The sequence below is a fragment of the Streptomyces sp. ID05-39B genome (assembly GCF_033794725.1).
Classification (GTDB): Bacteria; Actinomycetota; Actinomycetes; order Streptomycetales; family Streptomycetaceae; genus Streptomyces; species Streptomyces bobili.
In genome coordinates this window covers 1-11531 of the sequence record NZ_JARGEF010000253.1, presented here as the reverse complement: position 1 = coordinate 11531, position 11531 = coordinate 1, and the positions used below count along the sequence as shown (strand labels likewise).

Below are 11531 nucleotides of genomic sequence, written 5' to 3'. Positions count from 1 at the left end.
GTGTGGCGGGGCGTGATGGTGTGGTGGGGGCTGGATTCGGCCATGGGACCGGTATGAGGACTAGCCCATCCGTGCCATGCGCGGTCTGTACGCCGCTCCCTACTCTAGGAAGTCGGTGACGGCAGGGACGAGGTGATGCGCGTGGCTCCGGTTCGCGGTACGGCGGTTCAGGACCACGTGGCCCTCGCCGAGATCGAACTGTGCGGGGAGCTGATCATCGCGGCTTCCGCGGCCGAGGACCGGCTCAGCCTGGAGAGCATCGACGAGGTGCTGAGGGTTGCCGAGGAGCGCGAGGCCCGCGCCGGATGACGACGCTGTTGGTCGATTTGCCACCGGCGTCCGGATGACGGGCGGGCCTCCCGACGGCGGTCGCCGTGGGCGCGGGTGGAGTGATCAGGTCCGCAGCAGGCGGCCGATGGCCTTCGTGGCCTCCTCCACCTTGGCGTCGATCTCGTCGCCGCCCTTGACGGCCGCGTCGGCGACGCAGTGGCGCAGGTGCTCCTCCAGCAGTTGCAGCGCGAAGGACTGCAGTGCCTTGGTGGAGGCGGACACCTGGGTGAGTATGTCGATGCAGTAGGTGTCCTCCTCGACCATGCGCTGGAGGCCGCGGATCTGCCCCTCGATGCGGCGCAGGCGCTTGAGGTGCTCGTCCTTTTGTTTGTGGTAGCCGTGCACACCGCGGTCGTGGTCGGTCACGACCTCTTCGGTGGCCGCCCCGGCCTCGGTGGTCGTCATGATGTCCTCCAGACATATACCCCTACTGGGTATATCGTACCGAACTTTGCCGGGTATAGGGCCTGTGGCCGCCGCTGTCGGCGGTCTGTGGACTGGACCGCCGGGCGGCCCCGCTGCCGGTCGCCGCAGGCGATGGGTGACACTGGTGGGCGGCCCATTAGCCGTGGCCGGATGATGCGCCTAGCATCAGCCTGACCGAAACCGATGCATCCTGAGGACCCCACGTGCGCTTTCGTCTGACCCCCAGGGAGACGAGCTTCTACGACATGTTCGCCGCGTCCGCGGACAACATCGTCACAGGCTCGAAACTCCTGATGGAACTGCTCGGGGCGGACACCGCCGGCCGGGCCGAGATCGCAGAGCGTATGCGGGCCGCTGAACACGCCGGTGACGACGCCACCCACGCGATCTTCCACCAGTTGAACTCCTCCTTCATCACGCCGTTCGACCGCGAGGACATCTACAACCTCGCGTCGTCCCTCGACGACATCATGGACTTCATGGAGGAGGCCGTCGACCTCGTCGTCCTCTACAACGTCGAGGAACTGCCCAAGGGCGTCGAGCAGCAGATCGAGGTGCTGGCGCGGGCCGCCGAGCTGACCGCCGAGGCCATGCCGAACCTGCGGACCATGTCCAACCTCACCGAGTACTGGATCGAGGTCAACCGGCTGGAGAACCAGGCCGACCAGATTCACCGCAAGCTGCTCGCCCACCTCTTCAACGGCAAGTACGAAGCGATCGAGGTGCTGAAGCTCAAGCAGATCGTGGACGTGCTGGAGGAGGCCGCGGACGCCTTCGAGCACGTGGCGAACACGGTGGAGACCATCGCGGTCAAGGAGTCCTGACCTCTTCATGGACACCTTCGCACTGATCGTGACCATCGGGGTCGCGCTCGGATTCACGTACACGAACGGCTTCCACGACTCGGCGAACGCCATCGCCACGTCGGTGTCGACGCGGGCGCTGACCCCGCGGGCGGCGCTCGCCATGGCCGCGGTGATGAACCTCGCGGGCGCGTTCCTCGGCAGCGGGGTCGCGCACACCGTCAGCAAGGGCCTGATCGAGACGCCCGAGGGCTCGAAGGGGATGGGCATCCTCTTCGCGGCGCTGGTCGGCGCCATCGTCTGGAACCTGGTCACCTGGTACTTCGGGCTGCCCTCGTCCTCGTCCCACGCGCTGTTCGGCGGCATGGTGGGCGCGGCACTGGCGGGCGGTACGGACGTCATCTGGTCCGGCGTGCTGGACAAGGTCGTCATCCCGATGTTCGTCTCGCCGGTCGTCGGCCTGATCGCCGGTTATCTGGTGATGTGCGCGATCATGTGGATCTTCCGCCGGGCCAACCCGCACAAGGCCAAGCGCGGTTTCCGGATCGCGCAGACCGTGTCGGCGGCCGGGATGGCGCTCGGGCACGGCCTCCAGGACGCCCAGAAGACGATGGGCATCGTCGTGATGGCCCTCGTCATCGGCGATGTGCAGAGCGCCGACGACCCGATTCCGGTCTGGGTGAAGGTCGCCTGTGCGGTGATGCTGTCGCTCGGTACGTACGCCGGTGGCTGGCGGATCATGCGGACCCTGGGACGCAAGATCATCGAGCTGGACCCGCCGCAGGGCTTCGCGGCCGAGACGACCGGCGCCTCGATCATGTTCATGTCGGCGTTCCTCTTCAAGGCGCCGATCTCGACGACGCACGTCATCACGTCGGCGATCATGGGCGTGGGCGCGACCAAGCGGGTCAACGCCGTGCGGTGGGGCGTCGCCAAGAACATCGTGCTGGGATGGTTCATCACCATGCCGGCGGCGGCGGTCGTCGCGGCCTGCGCCTTCTGGATCGTCAACCTCGTGTTCCTGTAGGGACGTCGCCGTCACGGTGCTTCCGTCACGGTGCTTCCGTCACGGTGCCGCCGTCGCGGTGACTCCGTAGCGGCGCTGCCCTTCCGTGCAACGCGCGAGCCCGCCCCCCGGGGAGCCAGGGGGCGGGCTCTTCTGCGTCCTCGCGGTGGCACCGCCATGCAGCACCGCGAGGGGTTCGGGGCTCTAGCCGAAGCGGCCCGAGATGTAGTCCTCGGTGGCCTGGACGGACGGGTTGGAGAAGATGCGCTCCGTGTCGTCGATCTCGATCAGCCGGCCGGGCCGGCCGACGGCCGACAGGTTGAAGAACGCCGTGCGGTCGGAGACGCGCGCCGCCTGCTGCATGTTGTGCGTCACGATGACGATCGTGAAGCGCTCCTTCAGCTCGCCGATCAGGTCCTCGATCGCGAGGGTGGAGATCGGGTCGAGCGCGGAGCAGGGCTCGTCCATCAGCAGGACGTTCGGCTCCACCGCGATCGCCCGCGCGATGCACAGACGCTGCTGCTGGCCGCCGGAGAGGCCCGAGCCCGGCTTGTTGAGGCGGTCCTTCACCTCGTTCCACAGGTTCGCGCCCCTGAGGGACTTCTCGACGACGTCCTGCAGCTCGTTCTTCTTGTAGCTGCCGTTCAGCCGCAGGCCCGCCGCCACGTTGTCGAAGATCGACATCGTGGGGAACGGGTTCGGGCGCTGGAACACCATGCCGACCTCGCGCCGCACCGACACCGGGTCGATGCCGTGGCCGTACAGGTCCTCGTCGTCGAGGAGCACCTTGCCCTCGACGCGGCCACCGGAGGTGACCTCGTGCATGCGGTTCAGCGTGCGCAGGAACGTCGACTTGCCGCAGCCGGAGGGGCCGATGAACGCCGTCACCGAACGCGGTTCGACGGTCATCGAGATGTCCTCGATCGCCTTGTGGGAGCCGTAGTACGCGGTCAGTCCGCTTACGTCGATTCGCTTGGCCATGTCTTCTACTTCACTTCCGGAGTCGGTCGCTGTGGGGGTCGCCGTCAGCGACCGGTCTTCGGGGCCTTCCAGCGGGCGATGCCGCGGGCCACCATGTTGAGGATCATCACGAAGGCGATCAGCGTGAGCGAGGCCGCCCAGGCACGGTCGTACGCCGCCGTCGAACCCGCGCTCTGCGAGTACTGCTGGTAGATGTACAGCGGCAGGGACGCCTGCGCGCCCTCGAACGGGTTCGTGTTGATGAACGGGTTGCCGAAGACGAGGAGCAGGACAGGGGCGGTCTCACCCGCGATGCGGGCCACCGACAGCATGACGCCGGTGATGATGCCGCCGACGGAGGTCGGGACGACCACCTTCAGGATCGTGCGCCACTTGGGGATGCCCAGGGCGAGAGAGGCCTCGCGCAGCTCGTTGGGGACGAGCTTGAGCATCTCCTCCGTAGAACGAACGACGACCGGCATCATCAGGATGGCGAGCGCCAGCGAACCGGCGAATCCGAAGGGCTGCAGGTCGAACATCAGCATGAGGCTGAGGATGAACAGGCCCGCGACGATCGACGGGATGCCCGTCATGACGTCCACGAAGAAGGTGACGGCGCGCGCAAGGTTCCCGCGCCCGTACTCCACCAGGTAGATCGCGGTGAGGATGCCGATCGGGGCGCCGATCACGGTGGCGAGACCGACCTGCTCCAGGCTGCCGACGATGGCGTGGTAGATGCCGCCGCCGGGCTCGGAGTCGGCGACGACGCCCATGGAGTGGGTGAGGAAGTAGACGTCCAGGACCTTCGTGCCGCGCTGCACGGTCGCCCAGATCAGCGAGGCCAGCGGCACGATGGCGATCAGGAACGCGACCCATACGAGGGCGGTGGCGATGCGGTCCTTGGCCTGTCGGCGGCCCTCGACGCGAGCGGCGATGCCGTAGGTGCCCAGCAGGAAGAGGAGGCCGGCGATCAGGCCCCACTGGACGCGGCTGTCGAGGCCCCCGGCCAGGCCGATGGCCACGGCGAGGGCGATCGAGCCGGCCGCGATGGCCCAGGGGGACCACTTCGGCAGGCCGGCGCCGCGCAGCGTGCTGGGGCGCTTGTCGTTGACGACGGCGTGGCTCATGCGTTGGCCCCCGAGTACTCCTTGCGGCGGGCGATGATCGCGCGGGCCGCGCCGTTGACCAGCAGCGTGATGACGAACAGGACCAGACCGGAGGCGATGAGCGCGTCCCGGCCGAATTCGGACGCCTCGTTGAACTTGCTGGCGATGTTCTGGGCGAAGGTGCCGCCGCCCGGGTTGAGCAGGCTGGCGTGGATGTCGAAGTCGGGGGAGAGGACCGTGGCGACGGCCATCGTCTCGCCCAGGGCGCGGCCGAGGCCGAGCATCGACGCGGAGATCACACCGGAGCGGCCGAACGGCAGCACGGACATCCGCACGACCTCCCAGCGCGTGGCTCCGAGGGCCAGGGCCGCCTCTTCGTGCATCTGCGGGACCTGGCGGAAGACCTCGCGGCTGACGTTGGTGATGATCGGCAGGATCATGATCGCCAGGAGGATGCCGACGGTGAGCATCGAGCGCGGAGCGCCCTGGTCCCAGGAGAAGATCCCGGTCCAGCCCAGGTACTCGTCCAGCCAGCCGAAGAGGCCGTCCATCTGCGGTACGAGGATCAGGGCGCCCCACAGGCCGTACACGATGGACGGTACGGCGGCGAGCAGGTCGATCACGTACGAGATCGGGCTGCGCAGCCTGCGCGGGGCGTAGTGGGTGAGGAACAGCGCGATGGCCACGGCGATCGGGACCGCGAGGACCATGGCGATCACCGAGGAGACCACCGTGCCGAAGGCGAGGACCGCGATGCCGAACTTCGGCGGGATGACGCCGGTGTTCCACTCGAAGGCGGTGAGGAAGTTCGCGTCGTCCTTGCTGATGGCCAGCGAGGCCCGGTACGCGAGAAAGCCCGCGATCGCGGCCATGATCGCGAGCAGCAGGATGCCCGACCCGCGGGAGAGACCGAGGAAGATCCGGTCGCCGGGTCGGGTGGCGCCGCGCGCCGCACGCTTGTGCTCGGTGGTGGTCGGCGGGGCCGGGGGAGGAGGTGCTTGGTCTGGCTTCTGTGTCGTTATGTCCATGGGGGTTCTCCGGTCTGCGGAGCCGCTCGTGGGTGGGCGGCTCGGGCGGGGCCGGGTGTGCGTGCGGCCCCTGGCGGCGGTGCACCGGACGGTGCGGTCCGGGCCGGGTGACCCCGGCGCCGGACCGCACCTTCAGATCAGCTCAGGCCCTCGATGGTGGTGCGGACCTTGGTGATGATGGAGTCGGGGATCGGCGCGTAGTCGATGCCCGAGAGGATGCCCTGGCCCTGCTCGCTGGCCAGGTACCGCAGGAAGGCCTTGGTGGCCGGCAGGGTCTCGGCCTTGTTGCCCTTGTCGCAGGCGATCTCGTACGTCACCAGGGTGATCGGGTACGCGCCCTCGGCCTTGGTGGTGTAGTCGAGCTTGAGCGCCAGGTCGTTGCCCGTGCCGACGACCTTCGCGGCGGCGACGGCCTTGGTGGCGCCGTCGGAGGAGGCCTTGACCGGGGCGGCGGCACCGGTGTTCAGGGCGACGGTGCCGAGACCGTCCTTGGCGTACGACAGCTCCATGTAGCCGATGGCGCCGTTGGTCTGCTTGACGCCCTGGGCCACGCCGGAGGAACCGGACGCGGACTGGCCGCCCTTGGCCTGCCAGGCCTTGCCGCCCTCGTACTTCCAGTCGTCCGGCGCGGCGGCGATCAGGTACTTGGTGAAGTTGTCCGTGGTGCCGGACTCGTCCGAGCGGTGGTACGGCTGGATCTGGAGGTCGGGAAGCTTCGCGTCGGGGTTGAGCTTCGTGATGGCCGCGTCGTTCCACTTCTTGATCTTGCCGTCGAAGATCTTAGCCAGGGTCGGCGCGTCCAGGACGAGGTTCTCGACACCGGACACGTTGTAGGCGACGGCGATCGGGCCGGCCACCATCGGCAGGTCGACGCCCTGGCCGCCGGTGCAGACCTTCTGGGAGGCCTCGACCTCGTCCGGCTTCAGCGCGGAGTCGGAGCCGGCGAAGGCGACCGTGCCCTGCGTGAACGCGGTGATACCGGCGCCGGAACCGGAGCCCTTGTAGTTGACCTGGACCCCGTTGCAGGCCTGGGTGAAGTTCTTGACCCAGGCGTCGATCGCGTTCTTCTGCGCGGAGGAGCCGTCGGCGAGGAGCTGGCCCTTGGCGTCGTCACACTTGATGTCACTGGCGCCTGTGGCCGCGGCCGAGCCGCTGCCGCTGCCCGTGGTGCCGGTGTCGTCGGAGCCGCACGCCGTGAGGGCCAGGGCGCCGGACACGGCGAGAGCACCGAGGGTGAGGGCCCGCCGGTTCATGCGCTGAAGCTTCACTTGAGGAAAATCCTTCCAGGAGCCGCCGTCCTGAATCCGGCGGCGTGCGAAGACTGTGGCGGCACGAGCGCTTCCCTGAAGGTCACGCACCGCACCGGGTAAGGCCGAAATTAGGCAGAACAGGTGAAGCCGCCTATGGGCCTGAATGAACGCGGGGTGAACCCCTGGAGGCGGTGTGGTTAGTTCACGGAACGCTCACGCCGAGGACACAGGGTGATTCCGGCCGGAACCCGGGCCAGGGCCTGTCCGGCGGATCAGGTCGCAGGAGATCTGCGGCGCCTCATCGGCACCGGTGAGCGGGGTCTGGTGCGTCCAGCTGCGAGGCGGAGGAGGGAGTGACGGCGTAGCCATCGCAACCGACGACAACGCCGCAGATGGGCGTGCCAGACCGCCCTGTCCTGCGGCACGATCCGCAGGACAGGGCCCTAGGCCAGATGCACAGCGGTCAGCAGCGCGTCGACGAGGGCGCTGTCCCTCGGCTGGGTGAGGCGCTCGCGGGCCGCCGCCGGGGGCAGCCAGAGCAGCCGGTCCACCTCGTCGTTCGGGACGAAACGGCCGGGCCCCGCCTCGGCCGCCCAGTAGCGGACCTCCTTGGGGCGGTCCTGGGCGACATAGCGGACGCTGTGCAGGTAGGGGCCCGGGTGTGCCGCGTAACCCGTCTCCTCGGCCACCTCGCGGAGGGCGCACGCCAGCCAGTCCTCGCCACGCTTGAGCTTGCCCTTGGGGTGCGACCAGTCGTCGTACTTCGGTCGGTGGACCAGACATATCTCCAGGTCACCGCCGCACGGCGACCGGCGCCACAGGACGCAGCCGGCTGCCCGGACGGTGGTCCCGGCCACCGTCTCTCCGGGGGTGCCGTGCGTACCGCCTTCGGGGGTGCCGTGTGTTCCGGCTTCGGGGGTGCCGTCGTGAGTGCTCATCTGTCACCGCCTGTCCGTGGGGCCGTGTACGAAGGCCCGCGTGCGGGCTGCGTCGTCCCGGCCATGACGTGTCGACTACGACGTGCCCGTGCCGATGGTCTGCTTCTGCCACGAACGCTGGAAGGCATAACGGGCCGCCTCCACCTCGTGCCGCTGGTCCGCGTGCAGCACGCCGAGCGCGTACGCCGTCGCCGGGGCGATGCGCGGCGTACGGGCCGCCTGGGCCGCAGCGGCCGCCGCCTCCGAGGCGTCGCGGTGCCGGTCGAGGGCCTGGCCCGCCGAGAGCAGCCGGACGTCCAGCGGGGCGTCGTCGCCGTGCAGGGCCTCCAGGGCGTACCGGTGCAGGCGCAGCAGGAGACGGACCTGGTGCCAGGGCGCGTCCTGCGGGTGCGGGGCCGGGTCCGGGGACAGGCCGTGGATCAGCGCCTCCGCGTTGTACGGATGGCCCGCGGTGACCAGGGGGAGCGCGGCCACCGCGTCCGTGAGGCGCTCCTCGGCAGCCGCGGCCAGGGGACGCGGGTCGGTGGTGGCGGCGTGCGGCGCGAGGGGGACCTCACTGGCGAGGACGGCGACCTTGTCCGCCACGGCGTGGAAGCGGGAGGAACCGAGCGCCTGGAGGGCGGTGGAGTGCGCCCGGGTGCGGGCCAGGGTCAGCTGACGGTCGAGGAGGGCGCCCGCCTTCGCCGCGCCCACGGTGAGGTTGCCGCGGTCGGGGCTGGGGCGGGGGGCGGTCCTCTGAGTGGTGGTCGTGGTCGCGGCTGCGGCTGCGGCGGTCGCGGATACGGATACGGATACGGACACGGCGGTTCCGGCGCCCGTGCCGGTGCCCGCGCCAGGGGTCTGCGTCGGTACCGTCGTCGCGCCCGACAGCCGGTGCAGCGCCAGCAGCAGCCGGTCCAGGCGGGACTCGCAGGCCTGCTCCAGCGCCAGCGTGCCCGACAGCCAGGCCAGTTCCGGGCGGATCTCCTCCGACCAGCCGGGGTCCAGGAGCGGGCGGAACGTGTGCAGGCCGGCGCTGATCCGGCGGGCCGAGCGGCGCAGCGCGCGCGCCGCGTCGACGGCGTCCGCCGTGCCGCCGCCCGAGCCGTTCGGCCCGCCACCGGTCTCCCGGTGCAGGCGCAGCGCCCGGAGGAACTCGGTGGCCTGGCCCCGGAGATGGCCCGCGAGGGCCTCTCCGGTCACGGGCGGGGCGGCGGGCCCGGCCGCGGAATCCGTCAGGTCATGGTGTCGCTGTGCCACGCCGGCGCCTCCGGGCGTCTATGAGCATCTCCTGGACGTTGCGCAGGGGTTGGCCGTCCGCGTCGGTCGCGTGCCGGGTCCACTCGCCGTCCGGGCCGAGGTGCCAGGAGGCGGTCGCGTCCGACATGCCGGTCTCCAACAGTCTGTTCAGGGCCGCGCGGTGGGCCGGGTCGACGACCCTGACCAGTGCCTCGATACGACGGTCGAGGTTGCGGTGCATCATGTCGGCGCTGCCGATCCACACCTCGGGTTCGCCGCCGTTGCCGAAGCCGAACACCCGGGAGTGCTCCAGGAAGCGGCCGAGGATCGAACGGACCCGGATGTTGTCCGACAGGCCCGGCACGCCCGGCCGTACGGCGCAGATGCCCCGCACCCAGACGTCGACCGTGACACCGGCCTGGGACGCCCGGTACAGGGCGTCGATGATCGCCTCGTCCACCATCGAGTTGACCTTGATGCGGACGTGGGCGGGACGTCCGGCGCGATGGTGCTGGACCTCCTTGTCGATCCGCGAGATCAGGCCGTCGCGCAGGGACTTGGGGGCGACCAGCAGCCGGCGGTAGGTCTCGCGGCGGGAGTAGCCGGAGAGCCGGTTGAACAGGTCGGAGAGGTCCGCGCCGACCTGCTGGTCGGCGGTGAGCAGGCCGAGGTCCTCGTACAGCCGGGCCGTCTTCGGGTGGTAGTTGCCGGTGCCGACGTGGCTGTAACGCCGTAGCGTCTCGCCCTCCTGACGAACCACCAGGGACAGCTTGCAGTGGGTCTTCAGGCCGACGAGGCCGTAGACGACGTGGCAGCCGGCCTCCTCCAGTTTGCGCGCCCACTTGATGTTGGCGTGCTCGTCGAAGCGGGCCTTGATCTCGACCAGGACGAGGACCTGCTTGCCGGACTCGGCGGCGTCGATGAGGGCGTCGACTATCGGGGAGTCGCCGGAGGTCCGGTACAGGGTCTGCTTGATCGCGAGGACGTCCGGGTCGTCGGCCGCCTGCTGGAGGAACGCCTGCACGGAGGTCGAGAACGAGTCGTACGGGTGGTGCAGCAGCACGTCCCGGTTGCGCAGCGCGGCGAATATGTCGGGCTCGGACGCCGACTCCACCTCCGCCAGATCGCGGTGGACGCCCGCGATGAACTTGCGGTACTTCAGCTCGGGCCGGTCGAGGCCGTGGATGCGGAAGAGGCCGGTGAGGTCCAGGGGGCCCGGCAGCGGGTACACCTCGGCCTCGCTGATCTTCAGCTCACGCACCAGCAGGTCGAGCACCTCGCGGTCGATGGACTCCTCGACCTCCAGGCGCACCGGCGGTCCGAAGCGGCGCCGCATGAGTTCCTTCTCCAGGGCCTGGAGGAGGTTCTCGGCGTCGTCCTCCTCGACCTCGAGGTCCTCGTTGCGGGTGAGGCGGAAGGCGTGGCTCTCCAGCACCTCCATGCCCGGGAACAGCTCCTCCAGATGAGCGGCGATGACGTCCTCGACGGGGACGAACCGGCCCGGGGAGCACTCCAGGAAGCGGGACAGCAGCGGCGGCACCTTCACACGCGCGAAGTGCTTGTGCCCGCTGACCGGGTTGCGCACGATCACCGCGAGGTTCAGGGAGAGACCCGAGATGTAGGGGAAGGGGTGCGCCGGGTCGACCGCGAGGGGGGTCAGGACCGGGAAGATCTGATGCCGGAACAGGGTGAAGAGGCGGGCCTGCTCCTTCTCCGCCAGCTCGTTCCAGCGGACCAGGTGGATGCCCTCCTCCGCGAGGGCGGGGGCGACGTCCTCGTGGTAACAGGCGGCGTGCCGGGCCATCAGCTCGCGGGAGCGGGCCCAGATCATCTCCAGCACTTCGCGCGGCTGGAGACCGGAGGCGGAGCGGGTGGCGACGCCGGTGGCGATACGGCGCTTGAGCCCGGCCACCCGGACCATGAAGAACTCGTCCAGGTTGCTCGCGAAGATCGCGAGGAAGTTGGCCCGCTCGAGCAGGGGCGTGTTCGGGTCCTCGGCGAGTTCGAGAACCCGCTCGTTGAACGCGAGCCAGCTGCGCTCCCGGTCGAGGAAGCGGCCCTGCGGCAGCTGGGGCCCGTCGTACGGCGACTCCTCGTATCCGTCGAGGTCGGCGTCGATGTCGGGTTCCAGATCGGAGACCGCGGCGGCCACCGTGTGCGGGCGGTGCGCGGCTATGGAGCCCACGGAGGGCTGCTCGTGCTGGACCTTGGCCTGGGCGTTCGACTGGCTCATGACCCCATTCTTCCGCGCCGACAGTGACACCGGCGCGTCGGAACGGGCGCGGGGGAGCGCGTCGGCGTTCCCGTCGAGGCGTTTGTCCTCGGGGGGAGGCGAAGGCTCGGGCACGGCACGGTTCATCGGCCGAGCGTCGCAAGGTCGTCTGAACCGATGGTTACGCAGACATGGCGTGCTTACACCCACTACGAAGCCCCCGAGAAATGCAGAAATATACTTAGACGCATTAT

Annotated in this window: 11 protein-coding genes; 3 read left to right on the top strand and 8 right to left on the bottom strand. The window is 69.5% G+C overall.

The genetic code is table 11. The annotated features are described in order from the left end of the window. Positions 1-141 precede the first annotated feature (141 nt). The gene (locus P1P75_RS34575) at positions 142-309 is read left to right on the top strand and encodes a hypothetical protein (RefSeq protein ID WP_319262956.1); all 168 of its coding nucleotides are present in this window, start codon (positions 142-144) and stop codon (positions 307-309) included. Between the two features lie 84 nt (positions 310-393). Here P1P75_RS34575 and P1P75_RS34570 read toward each other — a convergent pair whose 3' ends face one another. After that, the gene (locus tag P1P75_RS34570; RefSeq protein WP_073496857.1) at positions 394-735 is read right to left on the bottom strand and encodes a metal-sensitive transcriptional regulator; all 342 of its coding nucleotides are present in this window, start codon (positions 733-735) and stop codon (positions 394-396) included. Positions 736-959: 224 nt separating this feature from the next. Here P1P75_RS34570 and P1P75_RS34565 point away from each other — a divergent pair, with 224 nt between their 5' ends. Continuing rightward, positions 960-1580 (top strand): DUF47 domain-containing protein, encoded by a 621-nt coding sequence (locus P1P75_RS34565; RefSeq protein WP_073496855.1) that lies wholly within the window; start codon positions 960-962, stop codon positions 1578-1580. Between the two features lie 7 nt (positions 1581-1587). Further along, the gene (locus P1P75_RS34560) at positions 1588-2586 is read left to right on the top strand and encodes an inorganic phosphate transporter (RefSeq protein WP_319262954.1); all 999 of its coding nucleotides are present in this window, start codon (positions 1588-1590) and stop codon (positions 2584-2586) included. A 183-nt stretch (positions 2587-2769) separates the two neighbouring features. Here P1P75_RS34560 and pstB read toward each other — a convergent pair whose 3' ends face one another. The 7 genes from pstB to P1P75_RS34525 form a co-directional block, all read right to left on the bottom strand. Beyond that, positions 2770-3546, bottom strand: a complete 777-nt coding sequence (pstB, locus tag P1P75_RS34555) for a phosphate ABC transporter ATP-binding protein PstB (protein ID WP_319262952.1) — start codon at positions 3544-3546, stop codon at positions 2770-2772. 44 nt (positions 3547-3590) lie between these two features. Further along, positions 3591-4652, bottom strand: a complete 1062-nt coding sequence (gene pstA, locus P1P75_RS34550; protein ID WP_319262950.1) for a phosphate ABC transporter permease PstA — start codon at positions 4650-4652, stop codon at positions 3591-3593. After that, positions 4649-5659 (bottom strand): phosphate ABC transporter permease subunit PstC, encoded by a 1011-nt coding sequence (gene pstC / locus P1P75_RS34545; protein ID WP_319262948.1) that lies wholly within the window; start codon positions 5657-5659, stop codon positions 4649-4651. Before pstC ends, pstA begins: the two co-directional genes overlap by 4 nt. Before the next feature lie 137 nt (positions 5660-5796). After that, positions 5797-6927, bottom strand: a complete 1131-nt coding sequence (pstS, locus tag P1P75_RS34540) for a phosphate ABC transporter substrate-binding protein PstS (RefSeq protein WP_319262946.1) — start codon at positions 6925-6927, stop codon at positions 5797-5799. A gap of 425 nt (positions 6928-7352) precedes the next feature. Further along, complete coding sequence (locus P1P75_RS34535; RefSeq protein WP_319262955.1) at positions 7353-7766, bottom strand: NUDIX hydrolase; 414 nt, start codon at positions 7764-7766, stop codon at positions 7353-7355. A 156-nt stretch (positions 7767-7922) separates the two neighbouring features. Next, positions 7923-9086, bottom strand: a complete 1164-nt coding sequence (locus P1P75_RS34530; RefSeq protein ID WP_319262944.1) for a CHAD domain-containing protein — start codon at positions 9084-9086, stop codon at positions 7923-7925. Further along, complete coding sequence (locus P1P75_RS34525) at positions 9067-11298, bottom strand: RNA degradosome polyphosphate kinase (protein WP_150471693.1); 2232 nt, start codon at positions 11296-11298, stop codon at positions 9067-9069. Before P1P75_RS34525 ends, P1P75_RS34530 begins: the two co-directional genes overlap by 20 nt. Positions 11299-11531 lie beyond the last annotated feature (233 nt).